The organism is Treponema socranskii subsp. buccale, from assembly GCF_024181585.1.
Taxonomy (GTDB): domain Bacteria; phylum Spirochaetota; class Spirochaetia; order Treponematales; family Treponemataceae; genus Treponema_D; species Treponema_D buccale.
On the sequence record NZ_CP054258.1, the window covers coordinates 687,707 to 708,091 of the forward strand.

A 20,385-nucleotide genomic window follows, 5' to 3' on the forward strand; every position below is an offset into this window, starting at 1 on the left:
GGACTTTTCTTGCGGCATTAAAATGAAAAACCGCCCTTTCGAGCGGAGGTTGCCCCAAGAGGCGTATAATCGCTATACGCATTCGAGCAAGTACAATATACGGCCTTATTTATTATCTGTCAAGAGAACTTTCATAAAAAAACACGCCAGCACCGTTATCGGTAACTGGCGGCAGCTGAACAGGCATATAGCCTGCTCGATTAAAATATATGACTTAAATTGTTATTTGTCAAGGTATAAAAAACAGAAACCGCCATAGTTGGCGGCTTCCATTTAGCTGAACGTAGGTTGCCCCTTGTTCAAGTACAATATACGGTCTTATTTATTCGTGCGGAGGGTTTAATACCCCGACGCTTGCGTCGTAACAAAGGGTATTAAAGCCGACTGCAACCACCTTATGAGAACAACATACCCCGACGCTTGCGTCGGGGGTGTTGATTATCTGTCAAGTGAAAAATTTTATCAAAAAACAGAAACAAAAATAACTATATATATGAGGAATTATGACGCTCACAGATATTTTTAGGCTTCGTCGGTTTTTCTGGTATCGTCACCGCCGTAAACGAAATTATGCACTACCGTTGCTCAAAGCCCGGCAAAGATAAAACGATGGCGAAGCTGAAACGTATTTGGGCGCTGCCCGTAAAGGAAAGCGCGGAAACAGAAAGGCGCGCGAGCGGTTTAATAAATTGCTGGAAGTGAAATCAGAGTAGTCCGCGTTTTTTAAGAGAACGGGACAAGAGACGGAAAAAGAGGTAAATCGGAACGCCGCCGATAAGAGCGCCGACTGCAGCACAAATAACGAGAAAGGTTATTGCAAAGAATACGTCCATAACAAGCACCTCGTCTATAGTATCAACATAAAATGCGGAAAAGTCAAGGAATTTTTATGATCGCAGAAAGGCGCGCGAGCGGTTTAATAAATTGCTTGAGCGTTAATTCTTTCGAAACAATAGTCCGAGCGCGACGAGTAAATCGATTTTTTCGGGAACGACGGACGGGAGTTTATCGTCAAGGCGTTTATGAACGGCTTTAACGAGAAGCCATACGAGGTAGTAAAAGCCTAAAACGGCGCCGATTATCACGGCAAGAATAAGTAAAGCGATCATAGCATGTCTCGTTTTCTAAGCGAGCGCTTTATAAAAGGAGAAAGTAAAATTGAAACAATTTTACCGATAAAACCGCCGATACATGCGCCTATAATACCGGCAACGAGAAGATACAAGATGGCAAGAAACAAAACCATATTATCACCCTCGTCTATAGTATCAGTATAAAATGCGTTTTGGAGATGGGGGGAATTGAACCGCTTTCAGTCGCATACATCCTGTATGCTTCTTCAAGCCGTCTCCGCTCGCTTCCGGCGGCATCCGTGCCGTAGAAAAGTCGTGAGTTGAAAAACATTTGCAACGTTTTTCTTTTATATAAGGCACTCACAAATCCTCTGCACTGCTCGGATTTGTGAGTTCTTCCTCGCCCTGCTCGGCGCTCGCTTCGCGGGGTTCAATTCCCGTTTTATTAAAATTACAAAATGCATTTTGGAGATGGGGGGAATTGAACCCCCGTCCGGGTACGTAAAACAGGTACATCTACAGGTGTAGCTGTGCGAGGTGATTGTCGGGAGCGTTTAACGGCACAGCAGGTGTCCGCTCCGTATTCCGATAGATGTCCTGCGCGCATATCGGACAGTGCGCGCAGCAAGCCCCGTTTTACGACGGAAATCCCGCCAGCTCGGAGCGGCGCGGACGGGTTTCCGGCTCTTTAAGTCGCTGCTTACGCAGCAAGAGCTAACTGTTCGTCTTCAGACACGAAGTCTTCTTCACGTTTGGCAGTTATGTTTTTTTGCGTTTTCAAAGGAAACGCGGCCTTACCTGCAGTACAAGCTTTCCCGTATCCGTCGAAACCGGTGCACCCCCGATTTGCGGAATCGCTTTAAAGATACTCATGCTGAGTGATTTTGTCAAGCGTATTTTCGATTTTTATCGATTTTTTTTCAGATTTTATCCGCGTATCTTTTTTGTATACATGTAAAAAGATCCCGAATCGAGCGCCTTGCCGAACGCATAAAAAAATATTATTATTTTGACGAAAGCCGGTGTATAACAAAGCGCAATAAAAACGGCGCTCATGCATCCGGCTATGAAGGGATACTTTTATAATGAAAGCACTGATTCAACGCGTAAGTTCCGCATCGGTATCGGTAGACGGTGAGTGCTGCGCTTCCATTTCTCGCGGCTTTCTCGTTTTTTTAGGCATTACGCACGGAGACACAAAAGCGGCCGCTGAAAAGCTCGCGGAAAAAATCCGTAAGCTTCGCATTTTTGAAGATGAAAACGGAAAGACGAATTTATCGATCGAAGACGTTGCGGGCGAACTTTTGGTCGTATCGCAGTTTACGCTGTATGCGGACTGCAGGGGCGGCAATCGGCCCGGTTTTGACAATGCCGCCGAACCTTCTTATGCCAAAAACATATATGAATATTTTTTATCGTACTGCGAGAGCCGATTCCGCTCTGTCGGTCACGGTATTTTCGGTGCCGATATGAAAGTTTCGCTTGTCAACGACGGTCCCTTTACGATTATGCTTGAAACCGTTTGAAACTATCCGGCATATTGTTCCGACTCATCATTTTGATAATTTTATCGGATGTTTTATACGCGATTGACTTTTCTTTATTCTAGTACTAGAATACTAAGCATGGATATATCATTGACGGAGCTGCTGCTGCTTGGCATTTTAGCCGAAAAACCGCAGCACGGTTATCACATCGAACATCTCATCGAAGAGCGGGGCATGCGGAAGTGGACTGAAGTCGGCTTTTCTTCAATTTATTACGTTTTAGATCGACTTGAAAAAAAAGGTTTGGCGGCCGGCACTCATACGGCGGGCAAAGCACAAAAGCGTTATTCCATAACCGATAAAGGTATGGCGATTCTGAAAGAAGAAACGAAAAACCGAATCGAAAAGCGGCGGCCTTCGAATATGCACTTTATGACGGGATTAGCCGGAAGCTGGCTGTTGGAATCTTCGGAACTCATCGACGCTTTTAAAAATCGGCGGAACGAAATAAAAAAAGATTTACAAGCGCTGCAAAAAAAGATTACGGAAAATGAAAATGCGCCGCGCTCTGCACGCGAGCTGCTCTCTTTGAGCGAAGCATTGTTGAAAACCGAAGCGGATTGGATAAGCGCGGAATTGAGGAGGATAAAAAAATGAACGTATCGGTAAAACCCTTTATCGGACAGCACTGCGAAACTACTGCGACGGGAACTTTGCTGCATCAGTTGGGGATCGAGCTTTCAGAACCGATGCTGTTCGGGATCGGCGAAGGTTTAAACTTTATTATATGGAACATGAAAACGATGGCATTTCCGTTTATGGGCGGCCGCGTCAAGCCCGACGTACTCACTGCGAATATCGCAAAAAATCTCGAATTGAAACTTACGGTACGGGAAACGAGTTCGCACAAAAAAGCGTGGGAAGGAGTTAAAGCGCTGTTGGATGCCGGCAAAGCGGTCGGCGTAAAGCTCGATTGCTATCACCTTGAATATTTTTCGCATCCGATACATTTTGCGGGACACTACGTCGCCATTATCGGTTATGACGATAAAAATGCGTTTTTAATCGATACGAAACAGCAGGGTACTTCTTCGGTGACGTCGCTGGAAAGTTTGGAAGCGGCTCGGAGCGAAAAAGGAGCGATGTCGTCGAAAAATCTGTATTATACGATCGAAAAAGAAAAATGCACTCCGCTCAAAAAAGCCGTCGTCAAAGCGATCCGCGGTAATGCGGCGGCGTATCTTTCTCCTCCGATTAAAAATCTTTCGTACAAGGGCATTGAAAAAGCGAGCGGCGAAATTATACGATGGTTCGACGGCTCCGGAGATGTTAAAACGGAATTCGCCGCGAGCGCGATGTTGATGGAAAAAGCGGGGACCGGCGGAGCGCTGTTTCGAAATCTTTACCGCGATTTTTTAGCCGAAGCTTATCGCTTGACGAAACACGATGCGATCGAAAAAGCACACAAAGCGTTTACGGATATTGCGAAAGACTGGTCGCGCGTCATCGCGCTTTTTGAAAACGTCGGAAAAACCGGTGAAAGACGGTACGTGCTGCAAGCGTCGGAACTCCTGCGAAGTCTCGCCGAAAAGGAAAAAGGAGCGATGCAGCTGCTCGAAAATATCCGACAGCAAAAGGAGATGCCGTAAGCGGATGCGGAAAATTGTACTGCAGCTGATCGAAACCGTCCGGCCGATGAAAATCGTGCGATTAAAAATTGATTTCCGCAGCGAATGCAACACGGGCAATGCGTGCGAGTCCACACACCCTTGAAGTCGCGCGGTGAATTCTATTATACTGACAAAAGATACAGAAAGTTCAATTTAATTTTTGAGGCTTTTGTCAATGAAAGAAAATTGCATCGACTGCATTTTGCGTACTGATACCGACATAACGCCCGAACAGCTTTTTTTTATGACGCGTTATGTTCCTTATCGCGTCGTAAAAATGATGGGCGAATCGCCATGCTGCTTTTTCGAACGGACGATAGAAAAATTTCAGGGCGTCATGGTATACCTCGATATCATCGGATTTACGAAAATCGTCGACGGCTATATGAAAACCGGCCGCGACGTTGCGGATCTTACGAATACGCTGTCAGATTATTATTCGGTCGTTATAGAAACCGTCCGCGGGTTCGGCGGTTCCGTGTTCCAGTTTGCAGGCGATTCTATCCTCATCTGTTTCGAAAGATTGAAAGACGAAAACGATGAAAACAATTTACGCCGTGCGCTTGCAGCGATGATCCTCATCCTCGAGTTGAGCAACAATTACAATACGGTTTCCGAAGAATTCGTTCATTTTAAGCTGCGCCCGAAAATCGGCATGGGGCGGGGGGAAATCTTTCAGATATTTCTCGGCGATACGGAATATTCGATGACGCCGGTGCTTACCGGGGCGGCCGTCATCCAAGCGATCAAAATGGAAGAAGCGTGTACGACGCAGGAGATCGTCGTGAGTATTCCCGTGTGGGATCTTGCGTGTCAAATAGGGCTCGAACGCTACTTTGCCGAACAGGAAGGTTTTTATCATCTTACCGATATCCCGGAAGATTTTGCCGCTTCGGTCGAACGTCCCGAATACATCGACGTGGAAACATGGTTTACAAATCCGCGTTTTTACAATCGTCTGTATTCGTTTATCAATCCCGTTATCTTCAGCCGGATAAAAAACAATGTGCAGGGCTTTGACGGCGAATACCGCAACGTAACGTGCTGCATGGTTCGCTTCGACGGAGTTTTCGGACAGGTCGTCAGCGAAGCGTCGATTGCCGAAGGTTATGAAAGTCTTAATAAAATTTATAAAGATCTGCAGGATATCGCGAATCGTTTTACCGGTTATTGCGGAAAGCCCGATTTGAGCGACAAGGGTATCGTGTTTCCCGTCTTTTTCGGTATGCCCGTTGCAATCGAAAACAAAGAACGCATGGCGCTGCTGTTTGCGTATAAGCTGATCGAAGAAGAGGAAAAGGCGGGCGGTAAAATTATCGTAAACGTCGGTATTTCCACGGGCGTCGTCTATGCCGGAGAATTCGGTGCGAATATGCGCAAAGATTTTACGATCGTCGGCAACGCGATCAACTTTGCCGCGCGCCTCATGATGAACGCGACGAACCACGGAAGTTTTACCGTCTTTATCGATGAAGCGACAAAGGCGGAAACCGATGCGATGAGCGAAACGGAAACGATGCCCGGCATCATGCTCAAAGGTTTTTCCGAAATGCAAACCGTATATCATCTTTTGTCGCTCAAAAGAGATATCGAAAAAGTACGCCATAAAACGGAGCTGTTCGGAAGGAGCGGCGAACTTTCGGCTCTTCGGGCATTGTATGAAAAAACCAGACAGGGAGAGCTGTGTTTTGCTCCTATTGTCGGCGATATCGGTTTGGGAAAGTCTTACCTTGTACAGGATTTCATTTCGGATATTATGGCATCATACACGGATACCGTCATCATGTACGGCAGAGCATATTCGTACGAAGGTTCGACCCCGTTTTTTTTGTGGAACGACATCATAAAGCGCGTCGTCGGCATAACCGATTCGATGCAGGGCGAAATGCTTTTGCTGCACGTCGTTAACAAATTTGTACGCGAGCTTCCGGCTTATAAAAATTGGGTGTCGTATTTTCTGTCGGTACTCGGCTACGGTTTCGCGGAAAATCCGGTAACCGCGCGCCTTGATGCGGCGGCAAAGCAGCAGCAGTTTTTTCTTCTCGTATATACGCTGCTCGTAAACTATGCGGAAAATCATCCGCTCGTCATCGTTCTTGAAAATCTGCAATGGGCGGACAATCTTTCGCTGCACTTGCTTTCGTATATTTTCAGACAATCTAAGAACGTGCCGATCCTCATCATACCCGTTTCGCGTGAATCGAAAAAGATAAAGCGGATTTTTTCCCTGAACAATATTAAAGTGATGCGTCTTGCGCCTTTAAACGATACCGCCGCTTCTCGGCTTACGGCAAAGCTTTTAAATTTCGAAACTCCCGATAAACTGCTTTCGGCGAAAATAGTTGCTCTGTCCGGCGGCAATCCGCTGTATATCCAAAGCATTGTCGAAAGTCTCATTTCGAATAAAAAAATTGTTAAAAATGATGCAGGCTATTATTATCCCGTCAAGCCTATCGATGATATAAAGATTCCGTATACGATCGAAAATCTTATCGTCGTACAGCTCAATGCGCTTTCGTATGAATCGCAGGTTATCTGCAAAAATGCTTCCGCTATCGGCAGAACGTTTTCGCTTTCCGCGCTTGAAGCGCTTATGTCCGAAACGATTTCTTCGGAAGTTCTCGATCGCTCGCTTACCGAACTTGAAGAGAGCGGCTTTATCATTTGCGACAATGCAAAGCGGACGCTCTTTACGTTTAAAGATGTGATGGTGCGCGATGTCCTCTATAGAACGATTATCGAGTCTACGCGGAAAAGTTTGAATATCGCGATGATCAATTATCTTGAAGAAAAATATAAAGACAATATTCGATCTGCTGTGGACAAATTGCTGTACTATGCGGAGCAGGCGAAAGATACCGATGCGATTGCAAAGTATACGAACCTTGCTGCGGAGAGCGAATGCAATGCGTGAAATCATTTTTGTTAATCCCGTTTTAAAAGATACGGTGTGGGGCGGAAAGCGCCTCGCAGAATACGGTTATGAACTTCCGAGCGATCATGTCGGAGAAGCGTGGGCGATCAGCGCGCATCCGAACGGCGACTGTACGATTTCAGGCGGTACTTTCGCCGGTATGCACCTCTCCGAGCTTTGGAAAAATCATCGCGAGCTTTTCGGCGATGTGCAGGGCGATCGCTTTCCGCTTTTGACGAAGATCATCGATGCGGAGCGCGACCTGTCCATCCAAGTGCATCCCGACGATGCGTACGCAAAACTGCACGAAAACGGCTCTCTCGGAAAAACCGAATGCTGGTACATTCTCGATGCCGCGCCCGGTACGAAGATCGTCATCGGGCACAATGCGAAAGACCGCGGTGAAGTGCGCGATATGATCGAACAAAAGCGCTGGAACGAGTTTATCCGCGAAGTGCCGGTGCACAAAGGCGACTTTTTCTTTATTGCGCCGGGAACGGTTCACGCGATAAAGGGCGGTACGCTTTTGCTTGAAACGCAGCAAAACAGCGACGTCACTTACCGCGTCTACGATTACGATAGGCCGGGAAGCGACGGAAAACCGCGAGCACTTCATATTGCCGAGAGCATCGACGTCATAACGGCGCCGTTTGAAGAGAGTCTGCCGCAAAAGGATCCGCATAAAACGATCAATAAAAATCTCGGCGAACTCGTAAGCTGTCCGTATTTTTCCGTGTGGACGCTCGGCGTGCACGGACGGGCGGAAATCGTGCAGGATCAAAAGTTTATGCTCGTATCTGTCGTCGAAGGCGCAGGTACGGTTGACGGAAGGGCGATTCGGAAGGGGAGCCACTTTATGCTTCCGTATGAATACGGACGGGCGGTATTCGAAGGCGATATGCAGCTCGTCATATCCGCAGTGTAAGCGCGGCGGGGCCTTGATTGACGGCGTTCGATACGGAAAGCGCGACGGGGGCGGCAGTGTCCGCGGCGGATGTCGCGCGTAACAATGCAAACACCGGCGATGGAAAAGCCGAATGCGCTCGATCCGATAAAGACCGCTTTTCGCGGACGAAGATGCTCATCGGGGAAGACGGCATCGAAACGCTGCAAAAAAGCCGCGTCATCGTGTTCGGTATCGGAGGCGTGGGCGGCTTTGTCGTCGAAGCGCTTTCGCGCGCGGGTATCGGTTCGCTCGATATCGTCGATAACGATACCGTTTCAGCTTCGAACATAAACCGGCAGATATACGCGCTCGACAGTACGGTCGGCGCGTATAAAGTCGATGTCGCCGCCGCGCGCATCCGCGACATCAATCCCGAATGCGCCGTAACGGCTCACCGTTGTTTTTTTCTTCCCGACACGAAAGATCGATTCGATTTTTCCCGCTGGGATTACGTCGTCGATGCCGTCGATACTGTTGCGGCAAAAATAGAAATCATAAAAAGAGCGAAAGATGCGGGTACGCGTATCATAAGCGCTATGGGTACGGGAAACAAACTCGACGCATCGCGCTTCCGCATTGCCGATATAGCCGAGACGAGCGTGTGTCCGCTTGCGCGCGTCGTGCGGCGGGAATTGAAAAAGAAAGGTATAGAAAAAGTTCCGGTGCTGTATTCGACGGAGCTGCCGTCCGTCAGCGGAAAGGTACCCGCAAGCATTTCATTCGTACCTGCGGCTGCGGGGCTTTTGATCGCGCAAAAGGTCGTGTGCGATTTGCTCGGCAAAGTTCAGGGTTGTTGATATTATTAATAATTAATAAATTGAAAAGGAGTGCGCTTTCGACAATGACGGCGGCCGCCGTGTCGTAAAGGGTCTGCTTTCGACGGTGCTTTTACACCGTCAGCCTACGCCCGCGCGGAGCGGTGCCGAAGGCAGACGCCGGAGCGAGCGTAAGCGAGGGACGCGGCCGAGCGTGAGCGAGCCGCGGAGGGCGGGTTCTTCCGACCGCGTCGTCCCGATTTTTATTTTATTAATCCGGCTGAGGATGCCGCAACGGTGACTTTTCCCGATTTGATCGCTTCGAAGGCTTCGGTCGCGCGCTTTTGCGCTTCCGCCGAGAGGTTCGGGTTTTTCAAGGGGATGCCGACGCCGTCGTTGTTCGCCGTAAACTCGAGTTCTTTGCCGCCGGGGAATTGACCTGAGAGTTCGGCTTTGATCATGTCGTACGAAGCGCGGTCGAGGAATTTCATAGCGGATGTGAGTACGACGCTCTTTCCGTTCGGCATGAGACCGTCGTTGTATTGATCGACGTCGACGCCGACGACCCATACGTCTTTGCCGGTAGAGCGCCTCGTTTTCGCTTCGCTGATGACGCCGACGCCGACACCGCCTGCCGCCGCATGGATGACTTTGACGCCTTTATCGAACATGGAAGCTGCGAGCTGTTGGCCTGCCGCAACGTCGCTGAAAGTTCCCTGATAGATGACGTTTTCGGCTTTGATCGTTATCTTCGTACCGAAGTTCGCATTCGCGTATTTGATGCCCTGCTGCCATCCCCAGTTGAATTTTTGAACGGCGGGGATTTCCATGCCGCCGATAAAACCGAAGCTGCCTTCTTTGACCTGCACCGCCGCCGCGACGCCCGCGATAAAGGCCGACTGCTGTTCGAGCCACGAAATGGCTGCGACGTTCGGCGCCGTTTTGTATACCGAATAATCGGCGTTGTGCGGTTTTCCGTCGAGGATGACAAATTTGACTTTCGGGTATTTGTCCTGCGCTGCGAAAACGGCGGTTTCGAATTTGAAGCCCGGGCAGACGATCAGCTGATAGCCCGCATCCGCGAGGTTTCCGATCTCTTTGAGATAGTCGGCTTCCGTCGTTCCCGCAGGCTTGAGATATTTGCATTCGATGCCCATATCTTTTTGAGCGCGGAGAATGCCTTCCCACGTGCCTTGGTTGAATGATTTGTCGTCGATGGTTCCGGCATCGGTTACCATGCCGACGCGGAGCGATTTTTTTCCGGCTGCCGAAGAATCGGCGTCTCCCATTGCAAAGACTGCACCGGCTGCGAGCAGTGCGCACAAAATTGCGATTGTTTTTTTCATAGTGTTCTCCTATATTTTCTTGCGGGCAAATACTAATTGGTTCAATTTCGAGTTTTCTAAAACTCGAAATTTTCCATCAGTTTCGTGTAATGCAGAAATGGCGAGTTTTGAAAACGAATAAAAGTGTGCGAAGGCGAGGTTCCGGCTGCGTGCCGTTTCGAGCGTTAGGCTTGCGGAAGCCTGCTCTAAAAGCTCGACCGCGGCATACACGGCGAGTTTGCAAAGCAAACTCGGTAGTGAGCGCAGCGAACGAAGTTCTCGCCGAAAGCATAGCTTTATTCACGCATACTTTCAAAACTCGACATTTGACCTAATCGTAAAAATAGTATACCGAGCGGCGGCATTAGTCAAGGGAGCGCATTGCATTGTATCGCCCGGCTTTGAAAACGGTGCCGGGCGTTGATTTTACTCTGTCATAACGCATCCGCATTCCGATACTTTTTACAATACCTTCATATTCGACGGCTTTTACGCTATTTTTTCAGAATAATAAAGCTCTTGGCGGCAACTTCCGAAGGAATTGCCGAAAACTCCTTTACGGAACCGGAACTCACATCAATAAGTTTTGTATAGCCTTCATGGCTAATAGGTTGTTTATCTCCGGTAGCATTAAAATACACCAGGAAATCTTTCGTTGCATACTTCGTCAAGCCCGCCTTAACCTTTTCCGCAGTTGCAGAAGAATTAGCGCCGAATGCGTCATGATTTCCCTTTCTTAAAGCGATTAAACCTTTGTACGTATTATATACATCGGAGTAGGTAGTTTTAAAACCGAGATCGATAGCATTTATCGCATCGGGTTTATTGTAACTGTTTTCATCTCCTTTCTTTGTACGCAGGAATTCTTGTCCTCCGTTTATAAACGGCGTACCTTGAGCCAAGAATACGTATGCCGCAGCAAGCATGTCTTGCTTTTTAACGTCCGCCAGACCCGCCGCACCGATTTTGCCGAACAAATCGACGGGAGCTTTAGGCGGCGTTGTATAAGAATGAGAAATTGCGAGCTTATCAAACAAAGTATAGTTATCGTGACATTCGACATAATTGATAAAACGACCGATGACATCTACATCATACTTTGAGCCCAGCAAACCTTTTATTACAGCAGAGTCGGCAAATGTCCCTTGAACATGACCATGCTTAAATCCGCCGAATTCGGCACCTTTAATGGCGTTGCGGAAATCGTCATCGAAGCAGGCAACTCCGTTGTTCGAATAAGTCTTATCAGCACACTCGTCTATACTGCCCTTTGTTCCTGCCGTGATTCCGTTTTTCACGCCGCTGGTGCCGCCCGTCCAAGGTTCTCCGTACACCATAACGTTTTTATCGATGGCTGAAAGTTCTCTATAAATTTCTTTCATAGTCGATTTTTCTATGCAGCCCATTAAATCGAAACGGAATCCGTTCATGTGATAATCAAGCATCCAATGTTTTAACGATTCGATTATATACTTTTTGGACATAGGAGCAGCCGTATCGATTTCATTTCCGCAGCCGCTGCCGTTCACATAGGTTCCGTCCGCCGCCATATTGTAGTAATAGTAGGGAGCGGTCATATCATAAAGAGAATCCGTTCCCGTTCCGCTTGTATGGTTGTATACGACATCCATAATCACGGCAATACCGGCTTCATGAAGTTTGTTTATCAAAGTACGCAGTTCAAGGACTGCTTGCGTTCCGTCCGTGTAACCGGCAGTAACATAGCGTCCTTCAGGAACATTATAGTGATACGGATTGTATCCCCAGTTGTAGTCGGTATTTGAATTCTTTTCCGCATAGTCAAAAACGGGAAGAAGCTGAACGTGGGTAACTCCTAAATCTTTAAGATGCGCAATAACTTCAGTTCCGTTTGCAATTTCAAGATATTTACCTTTATTGGCGGCATTTTCAGCTTTCGCCCAGTCGCGGATATGCATTTCGTAAATCACCGCATCCGTATAAGATTTTATCTCCGTACCGTCTTTGCCGAACGGATTTTTGTAGTTTGCCCTTGTGCCGTAGTGCGCACCGGGAGGAATCGCAGATGTATCCGAATTTATATCTGCAATCTGCGCCGCAACGGAGTCCGCACCGGCAACTTTGGCATAAATATCACATACATCGTTTGATACGCCGCCGTTTGTAATTCTAAACTTATAATACTTGTAAGGCACAACGTTTACATTTGAAACGGACCATATTCCATTGCCGTCTTTTGTCATATTTTGAGTAGCAGCGGGTATTTCAAGTGAATTTGAATTATTAAAAAGTAAAAGTGTAACATCGCTTGCTAAAGGAGCCCAAGTTTTGAATGAAGCCGTAGTTCCGTTCAGCGTAAGTCCCAAATCGGTTCCGGGATATTCATAATCGCCGTACTGGGCTTTCGTTGCAGCCGTCATTCCGACTTCCAGCCCTGTCGACGGTTTAAACTTGGGATGGCTTATGAACCACTTTTTGGAAGGATCAAGATTTCCGCCGGCTTTTATGTACAACGTATCGGCAAAATTGTTGCTGCGATCGGAACTTGACTTGTAATCATAGTTTTTTACGTCAACAACGGAGATTTCTTCCCCATTATCGGATTTCAAAACAAAACCGTTGGAAGCCGCACTTGTTTCAAGTCCGAACTTAACGGAAAGTTTCAGTTTTATGATATTTACATCTTCTGTCGCAGCGGAAACCAAACAGGGGTCAAAAGTCGGTTTAACGGAATACACGGAAGGATCCTTATTTATAACCATAAAATGTTTACCGTCGGTCAAAGACATAAAACGGTCGCCATCAACGTCCTTAGTACAATCTGCCTTACGAACAATAAAATTCAACTTATCGTTAGCTGCAATAACACTTTGTATGTCGGGCAAACTTGAAGTCAGTGTACTGATGTCCCAATAGGCAACAGTTTTTCCGTCAATAGTGCGTGAAACGGCTTTGCCCATAGTTGCCTCATATCCCGGCCCTCCGTCGCCGCCGTCTTTCCAAAGCCACAATCCCCAGTCTGCATATGTACCGTCAGGGCGATAGTAGAAAAGAATTACCTTACTGCCGGCAGGATCGATTTCCTGCGCCAATTTCGATGCGGCGAAAAGAGATTCGGGCGGCTGTCCTACGGTACCCGGCTTAACGGCTTGCGTTATTTTATTGCCGTCATCGGGACTTCCTGCACAGCCCGCAAAGAAGACAGCCGATACAAAAAGTACGGCAGCTCCGAATTTTAAAAGCATGTTCTTCATAGAAACCTCCTGAGGAAACGCTGATTAACAGCTCATCTTTTTGATATTTTTCTCAAACCTGTTTTTCGTTGCATACTACTTCTCACGGCATACTTTTATCCATCGCTTCAAGGAATGTATCACGTCGTGTTTTGCGTTCTCATGCTCCGGTTCGCCGAATGTCGACTGATTTTCCATATCACAATTTTATCATATCTTTCTAAAATTCGCTACTTAATTTCGTATAAAAAGCGATACGGGGGAACGGACGGTGCTGTTGCGGCGGAATATGCGGCCGGAAGGGAGATAAGATTACAGCTTTTCGACTTCAGCCTCGGTGAGACCGGTCATCGTACAGATTTCGGCAATCGGATAGTTGTGCGTTCGCATGAGCTTCGCCGTTTCAAGCGCTTTTTGATGTGAGCCTTCGAAAATGCCCTCCTGTTTTCCCTGTGCGATGCCTTCTTTCAGTGCAATTTCTCTTTCTTCTTCTCTTTGCACAGCTATGTCCACATCGTAATCGTATTCGGCTATGAGCATGTTCCTTATGTATCGGTTTTCGAGGTACGCCAACGCGCGCCCCGTGCGTCGCCGCCCGTACCGGCGGCGACGAAAATACCGTTTTTTAATACGATTCTATACGTTCTTCGGGGTAAAAGCTTTGAGTTACGAGCGTTTTTATGCGATCGTGCTCTGTGCCGTTCGGTATCTTTACTTTTTTGCAGTAGGATGCTGAACCGTTCCCGAACGCACTGCTTCCTACCTTTGTAATGCTTTGAGGAAGCTTTATTTCCGCTTGTGTACAGCCGGAAAAAGCGTAGAAGTCGATTTCGGTAATATTTGCAGGCAGTTTGAGCTCTCCGCTAAAGCCGCTGCAGCTCTCGAACGCACCGTATCCGATTTTCGTAAGCTGTGTGCAAGCCTGTAAGTCCAAGCTTCCCGTAAATCCCGTACAGCCCTCAAAAGCGTAGTGACCGATTTCGGTGATGTTTGCAGGGAGTTTGAGCGCTCCGCTAAAGCCGCTGCACCCTCTGAACGCGTAGCTTCCGATTTTTGTAAGCTTTGTGTAAACCGACAAGTCCAAGCTTCCCGTAAATCCCGTACAGCCCTCAAAAGCGTAGTGACCGATTTCGGTGATGTTTGCAGGGAGTTTGAGCGCTCCGCTAAAGCCGCTGCAATTCCGGAACGCGGCTCCTCCGATTTTCGTAAGCTTTGTGTAAACCGACAAGTCCAAGCTTCCGGTAAATCCCGTACAGCCCTCAAAAACACTGTAATCGATTTTGATGATGTTTGCAGGGAGTTTGAGCTCTCCGCTAAAGCCGCTGCAATTCCGGAACGCGGCTCCTCCGATTTTCGTAAGCTGTGTGTAAACCGACAAGTCCAAGCTTCCGGTCAATCCCGTACAGCCCTCAAAAACACCGTAATCGATTTTGATGATGTTTGCAGGGAGTTTGAGCTCTCCGCTAAAGCCGCTGCAGCCGGCGAACGCACTGTATCCGATTGTCGTAAGCTTTGTGCAAACCTGCAAGTCCAAGCTTCCGGTAAATCCCGTACAGCCCTCAAAAGCGTATAGACCGATTTCGGTGATGTTTGCAGGGAGTTTGAGCGCTCCGCTAAAGCCGCTGCAATTCCAGAATGCACGGGATCCGATTTTTGTAAGCTTTGTGCAAGCCTGTAAGTCCAAGCTTCCCGTAAAGCCCGTACAGCCGTAAAAAGCCCAGGTTTCGATTTCGATGAGGGCTGCAGGGAGTTTGAGCTCTCCGTTAAAGCCGCTGCAGCTCGTGAACGCATTCTCTCCGATTTTTGTAAGCTGTGTGCAAGCCGACAGGTCCAAGCTTCCCGTAAATCCCGTACAGTCCTCAAAAGCGTATAGACCGATTTCGGTGATGTTTGCAGGGAGTTTGAGCTCTCCGCTAAAGCCGCTGCAGCCGGCGAACGCACTGTATCCGATTGTCGTAAGCTTTGTGCAAACCTGCAAGTCCAAGCTTCCGGTAAATCCCGTACAGTCCTCAAAAGCGTATAGACCGATTTCGGTGATGTTTGCAGGGAGTTTGAGCTCTCCGCTAAAGCCGCTGCAGTTCTGAAACGCGTAGCTTCCGATTTTTGTAAGCTGTGTGCAAGCCGACAAGTCCAAGCTTCCCGTAAATCCCGTACAGCCCTCAAAAGCGTATCGACCGATTTCGGTGAGTTCGGTACAGGCGGAAAAGTCCAAACCCGTAAGCCCCGTGCAGCCTTTGAATGCTCCGTTGTTATTGAGAGGATTGTCTTTAATCTTTTGTAAGCTTTGAGGAAAAACAAGCGTCCCTTTTAAGTCCCTACAGTTTTGAAACGCGTCTTCTTTGATTTCCGTAACCCCGTCGGGGATAATGATCTTGCCGCGCGGCTCATGACCGGAGGTGTAGCCTTCAAGTACGGTCCCGTTTATGCGGAACTTTGTATAGTTCGTAACGACGTAGACGACCGTATCTTGTGCAAACGTATGTCCGTTCGTAAGAGTTTTTCCGTTTCCGAGCTTCCACACGTATACACCGTAGTCTCCGCCCTGCCATTCTGTTTTTAATGCGAACTTCGCTTCGATCTGTGTTTTCAGCGCCGCGCTCCATACCGTATCTTTTGCCGTATCGATATAGCACGTATGCGGAACCAGGCGCTCATCACCGGTTATAGCGAGGCGTACTTGTCCGGCAGGGGGAGGTGTTACTTGTTCAAATTGTACACCGATCGTTATGTCTTCGGTAACATACACTTCCGCGGTGAGCGAACCTTTTTCGCCGCCGTCTTTGAATACGGCGGGAGAGGCAATCGTCCATTCACCGACTGTATAAGTGCTTCCGGATGGCGCCGCCGTAAAGGTGACGAGCGTATCCTTTTTTACTTTGCTTCCGGATACGATGTTTTGCCCGCCTGCCTTTGCCGTAATCGTGCCGCCTTCGCCCGCGCTGAAGCGTACCGTATATTCCGGAACCGAAGGCGTGCCGCCGCCTCCCGTATTTCCTCCTGCGGTACCGTCCGACGGATTCGTGCACGCGGTAAAAGCGCATACTGCGATGAGAGCGAGCAGCATCTTTATAAAACGTTGTTTGAGTGCCATAAGCGTCTCCTTTTAATTATGATTTTTGCACACGCCGCCTCGGGGCAAAGCGTGCGCATATACAAAACGCTCCGGTACGGAACGACCGTACGGAGCGCTGTTTGCGATTGAAAGATTGTCGTGTCGGAAAAGATTATACTGCGAACTGCGAACTGCGAACTGCGAACTGCGAACTGCGAACTGCGAACTGCGAACTGCGAACTGCGAACTGCGAACTGCGAACTGCGAACTGCGAACTGCGAACTGCGAACTGCGAACTGCGAACTGCGAACTGCGAACTGCGAACTGCGAACTGCGAATATTGTGGAAAGCGCGTATGAGCGTGTCAAGTACCTGCGGCTGTCTCGAAAGTCGGTTACTTCCTCGACAGCCGGTCGAGTTTAAAATTAAGTCTTGGTATCGTGACGACTTAATTTTAAACATCGCAAAGTAAATCAAGGAAACTATCAGAAAACTGAAGTTTTCTGATAGCAGCAGTGCGTACTTTTGCGCGCTTTGTGTTACGGGTATATACGTTGTGCCGGCGTTACCGTACATAGGTCCCTCGTCATACGCAATCGGACTGACATAAGATGTCCGCTGCAATTATTATAACCCGTTTTTATGAGGATTTCAATCTTTCGTATAAAAAGCGATACGGGGGAACGGACGGTGCTGTTGCGGCGGAATGTGCGGCCGGAAGGGAGATAAGATTACAGCTTTTCGACTTCAGCCTCGGTGAGACCGGTCATCGTGCAGATTTCGGCAATCGGATAGTTGTGCGTTCGCATGAGCTTCGCCGTTTCAAGCGCTTTTTGATGTGAGCCTTCGAAAATGCCCTCCTGTTTTCCCTGTGCGATGCCTTCTTTCAGTGCAATTTCTCTTTCTTCTTCTCTTTGCACAGCTATGTCCACATCGTAATCGTATTCGGCTATGAGCATGTTCATCACCTCCTTACTTTTCCGTTGTAAGTATTCCCGTAAGATGTCGTTTTGTATGCACTCTTTGATCGCGTTCCGAAAGCCGTTTTCACTGTCGAGCTTCGTGTGTCTTCTCACGGCATCTACGAACAGCGTGTATTCTTTCAGCGGTTTGCACGTATGCAAGATTTCACTCCCCTTATTATAATTGATATTCGTCACGCTGACAACGACTTCGAGAGCAGGTTTTTCGGGTATCGTTATAAAGGCGTCGGAGAGGCGTAATGTCGCGGATTCGGGGTACTCTTCTTCTCCGTTATAGAACACATAGAACTCCGGCGTAGGAATCTTTTTCAAACGCCTGAGATAGCGGTCGCGCGGATTTTGGATACGTTCGTAGAGACGGGCTGCGTATTGCAAAAATCGCAACGGCATATTGGCGTTGATTGTAGCTTGATGTTCTACGAGAGCGATGATTTTTCCGTCGACGAGGCAGGCGACGTCGTTCCGGAAAGCCATATACATCACCTGTTCGAGACGGAGCGGTTCGAGTTCCGCCGATGCGTCAAGTTCTGTCCCATGCAATGCGTTGTAGAGCGAAAGAAAATTGCTCTTAGCGTTTTTATCTTCACCGAAAAAGTCGACAAAGACCGAATCTTTATACCGACGATTATGCTTTGCCATAAAACCTCTCAAAAAACTTTTGCAGGAAGTTGCAACTTCCGAAAAAGTTTTTTCTGTGCGCGCGAGCGCACACGTTCAATAGTCGAGTTTGCAACGCAAACTCGAGATAAAAAGCGGAGGCGCTATTTCAGCCGATGCTTTTTATCGACCTCCCTACTATATATCGCGGAGATGTTGCGATTTCGGAGTTTTTTCAAAAGAATCGTCATGAAGAACAAAGCGTTTAAACGAGACGCTGAAATAGCGCGTCTCGTTTAACTTCGAGTTTTCTTTTGAAAACTCGCGGATATACCTGTGTGCTCTCGCGCACTAATTGTACAGCTCCTAAATCGGAAGATTTACTCGCTGTACAATTTTAAAGAACGATCTGCAAAGGCGTTATCGAACGGCTTTTGCATATCAAAGTCGGTAAAATCGAATATCCCTCCCTGCAAAAAACGATCGCGCCGTTTTACGAAAGCAAGGGCATCCGTCTCGATGTCTACGTTCCCGATCCCGATCGCGTTTTCGATATCGAAATACAAACATCGATCCCGCCTTTTCTTCCCAAACGTACGCGCTATTACCAAAGCCTTATGGATGTCGATAACCTCTTGAGAGGGCAAAGCTACGCGGAATTAAAAGAGAGCTGCGTCATCTTTATCTGTACGCAGGATCTGTTCGGGGAGGGCTTACCCGTTTATACATTTCGCAGCGTGTGGGGATTTCACACGGTGATGACGGCGGCGCCGGTTTTTTCGTCTTTCGGAAGCCGTGCCGAATCGCCGAGCGAGCGGACTGCGACAAAGTCGCCCGAAAAAAGGAGGGTGCCCGATGCTGGAACTGCAAGCGTTAATCCGAGCGGACTGCACGCGTAGTGTCCCGAAGCGCGGCCGGGAAGAGTGATGGCGTCGCTTACGATGCGGATCGGAAATTCGGCTCTCACCGACTTTGAAGCTTCGCTGACGGCGGCGTTTGACGTTTTTCCGCTCCCGCTTTCGAAAGCATTTCGGGCAAAGAGAAAACTTACGACGGCTCTCGTTTTCGGAAGCTTTGCGTCTTTCGAAAGCTTCAAAAGCGAAGGGGGTGCGTCCTCCGTCGAAAAGGCGAAGTTGCACCACTTCGACGCGCTTCCCGTGTGCGCGCGGTATCCGTTCATCGGGCATGCTCCCGCGTGCGGACAGGGCGAAACGATCGTCATATTCTTTTTAAGCAGCGTATCGCGCATCAAGCTGATAATGCGTGCGGCGGACGGCACACCCGGTTCGATGACGAGCAGACCGCATTTTTTTGCCGCATAGGAGAGGAGCGATGATGCGTACTGTTTTGCGCGCATTTCGTCGCTCCGCGTATCGGTTTCGCGCAGTTCGTTCAGCATGTCGGCGCACACGATGAGAGAGGCTTTTTGCCGTAGCGGCTCTCCGAGCGCACCTTTTACGCGCACGATATTCCAATGAGAGGCGGCATTTTTATCGGAAGGAGGGACGCGGGCTGCGATCGAAAGGTAGAGGTTTTCTCCGAGCGCGAGGGATGTCTGCGATATGTCCATGCAGTACCACGTAAGTTTTTTGTTCCGCAGTTCGGGGCGGGAAAGCCACAGCGAGATGACGGCGGTGAGCGGGCCGCTTCCGACATCGAGGCAGGCGTCCCCGTCCGAAAGCGCAAACGCGTCTTTTTCAAAGTTTGCAAAGAGGCGCGTAAAGCGGACTATGTTCCACCACGAAAAATAGCGAACGTATGCGGAAAGCGTTTCGGGCGCGTTCATATAGCCTCTTCTCCGTTCGCCCCGTTCGTCGGTGAGCGCGTGCGAAAGCGCGTTTATATGTTTCGGAAGAGAGGCGAGCTGCCTGCCGTTTGCGGGAAATACGCTTTGCAATATCTTGTCGAATTCGTCGATGACATTTCGTGCGTCGGGCGGAATCGCATCGGCTGAAAACATGCTGCGCCGTTTCAAAATTGTCGCGGTATTTTTTTTAATAAATTTTTCGTACCGCTTTGCGCCGTCAGTTCGGTTCATGCTTTCGGTATTTCCTCATCGTAAGGTAGATATCGGTCAAATCGGTGCGCAAATCGTGGATCGCATGCAATGTATCCGCGTCGTCTTCGAGGCGATTCGCGTCTTCGATGATTTGACTTCGCGCGCCTTCGATCGTATATTTTTTAATATTGATAAGGTATTTTAACCGGAGGATGATATCGATTTCGCGCTGCGAATACACTCGGTGTCCCGCCATATTTTTTTGCGGGGCGAATCCGGGTATCACGCTTTCCCAATAGCGAAGCACGTGGGCTTTTACGCCCGTGATCTCTTCTACGTCGCCGATCGAATACGATGCCACTTGTCTCTCCG

Annotated in this window: 14 protein-coding genes, 1 other RNA gene and 1 pseudogene; 7 read left to right on the forward strand and 9 right to left on the reverse strand. The window is 48.5% G+C overall.

Annotated features, from left to right (window positions below; translation table 11 throughout):
* Window positions 1-935 precede the first annotated feature (935 nt).
* Window positions 936-1,109 (reverse strand): hypothetical protein, encoded by a 174-nt coding sequence (locus tag HRI97_RS03075; protein WP_253726457.1) that lies wholly within the window; start codon window positions 1,107-1,109, stop codon window positions 936-938.
* Between the two features lie 427 nt (window positions 1,110-1,536).
* Window positions 1,537-1,916, reverse strand: a transfer-messenger RNA (tmRNA) gene (ssrA, locus tag HRI97_RS03080).
* A 242-nt stretch (window positions 1,917-2,158) separates the two neighbouring features.
* Here ssrA and dtd point away from each other — a divergent pair.
* The 6 genes from dtd to HRI97_RS03110 all read left to right on the forward strand — a co-directional run bounded on the left by dtd (window position 2,159) and on the right by HRI97_RS03110 (window position 8,887).
* On the forward strand, window positions 2,159-2,599 hold the full coding sequence (gene dtd / locus HRI97_RS03085; protein ID WP_253726459.1) for a D-aminoacyl-tRNA deacylase: 441 nt from the start codon (window positions 2,159-2,161) through the stop codon (window positions 2,597-2,599).
* Window positions 2,600-2,698: 99 nt separating this feature from the next.
* Window positions 2,699-3,217, forward strand: a complete 519-nt coding sequence (locus HRI97_RS03090; RefSeq protein WP_253726461.1) for a PadR family transcriptional regulator — start codon at window positions 2,699-2,701, stop codon at window positions 3,215-3,217.
* Window positions 3,214-4,209 (forward strand): BtrH N-terminal domain-containing protein, encoded by a 996-nt coding sequence (locus HRI97_RS03095; protein WP_253726463.1) that lies wholly within the window; start codon window positions 3,214-3,216, stop codon window positions 4,207-4,209. The genes HRI97_RS03090 and HRI97_RS03095 overlap by 4 nt, the downstream gene beginning before the upstream one ends.
* Before the next feature lie 196 nt (window positions 4,210-4,405).
* Window positions 4,406-7,144 carry an adenylate/guanylate cyclase domain-containing protein gene (locus HRI97_RS03100; RefSeq protein WP_253726465.1) on the forward strand — a complete coding sequence of 913 codons (2,739 nt, stop codon included), beginning with the start codon at window positions 4,406-4,408 and terminating at the stop codon, window positions 7,142-7,144.
* Window positions 7,137-8,069 carry a type I phosphomannose isomerase catalytic subunit gene (locus HRI97_RS03105; RefSeq protein WP_253726467.1) on the forward strand — a complete coding sequence of 311 codons (933 nt, stop codon included), beginning with the start codon at window positions 7,137-7,139 and terminating at the stop codon, window positions 8,067-8,069. The genes HRI97_RS03100 and HRI97_RS03105 overlap by 8 nt, the downstream gene beginning before the upstream one ends.
* A 17-nt stretch (window positions 8,070-8,086) precedes the next feature.
* Complete coding sequence (locus HRI97_RS03110) at window positions 8,087-8,887, forward strand: tRNA threonylcarbamoyladenosine dehydratase (RefSeq protein WP_253726469.1); 801 nt, start codon at window positions 8,087-8,089, stop codon at window positions 8,885-8,887.
* A gap of 221 nt (window positions 8,888-9,108) precedes the next feature.
* Here the strand turns inward: HRI97_RS03110 and HRI97_RS03115 are convergent, their stop codons facing one another.
* The 5 genes from HRI97_RS03115 to HRI97_RS03135 form a co-directional block, all read right to left on the reverse strand.
* Complete coding sequence (locus tag HRI97_RS03115) at window positions 9,109-10,134, reverse strand: BMP family lipoprotein (protein ID WP_252722179.1); 1,026 nt, start codon at window positions 10,132-10,134, stop codon at window positions 9,109-9,111.
* Window positions 10,135-10,664: 530 nt separating this feature from the next.
* Window positions 10,665-13,403, reverse strand: coding sequence for a type I pullulanase (locus tag HRI97_RS03120; RefSeq protein ID WP_253726471.1), 2,739 nt, complete (start codon window positions 13,401-13,403; stop codon window positions 10,665-10,667).
* A gap of 291 nt (window positions 13,404-13,694) precedes the next feature.
* Entirely contained in the window at window positions 13,695-13,922 is a 228-nt protein-coding gene (locus HRI97_RS03125) for a hypothetical protein (RefSeq protein ID WP_253726473.1), read from the reverse strand.
* A gap of 85 nt (window positions 13,923-14,007) precedes the next feature.
* Window positions 14,008-16,473: a leucine-rich repeat domain-containing protein gene (locus HRI97_RS03130; RefSeq protein ID WP_253726475.1), complete on the reverse strand. Its 2,466-nt coding sequence runs from the start codon at window positions 16,471-16,473 to the stop codon at window positions 14,008-14,010.
* Window positions 16,474-17,165: 692 nt separating this feature from the next.
* Entirely contained in the window at window positions 17,166-18,056 is an 891-nt protein-coding gene (locus HRI97_RS03135; protein ID WP_253726477.1) for an Rpn family recombination-promoting nuclease/putative transposase, read from the reverse strand.
* Window positions 18,057-18,448: 392 nt separating this feature from the next.
* Between HRI97_RS03135 and HRI97_RS03140 the strand changes: the two are divergent.
* Window positions 18,449-18,694 (forward strand): annotated as a pseudogene (locus tag HRI97_RS03140) (PD-(D/E)XK nuclease family transposase); the annotation flags it as partial.
* A 68-nt stretch (window positions 18,695-18,762) separates the two neighbouring features.
* Here the strand turns inward: HRI97_RS03140 and HRI97_RS03145 are convergent.
* Both HRI97_RS03145 and HRI97_RS03150 read right to left on the reverse strand, forming a co-directional pair.
* Window positions 18,763-20,052 (reverse strand): small ribosomal subunit Rsm22 family protein, encoded by a 1,290-nt coding sequence (locus HRI97_RS03145; RefSeq protein ID WP_253726479.1) that lies wholly within the window; start codon window positions 20,050-20,052, stop codon window positions 18,763-18,765.
* Window positions 20,039-20,374 carry a MerR family transcriptional regulator gene (locus tag HRI97_RS03150; protein ID WP_253726481.1) on the reverse strand — a complete coding sequence of 112 codons (336 nt, stop codon included), beginning with the start codon at window positions 20,372-20,374 and terminating at the stop codon, window positions 20,039-20,041. Before HRI97_RS03150 ends, HRI97_RS03145 begins: the two co-directional genes overlap by 14 nt.
* Between the last annotated feature and the right edge of the window lie 11 nt (window positions 20,375-20,385).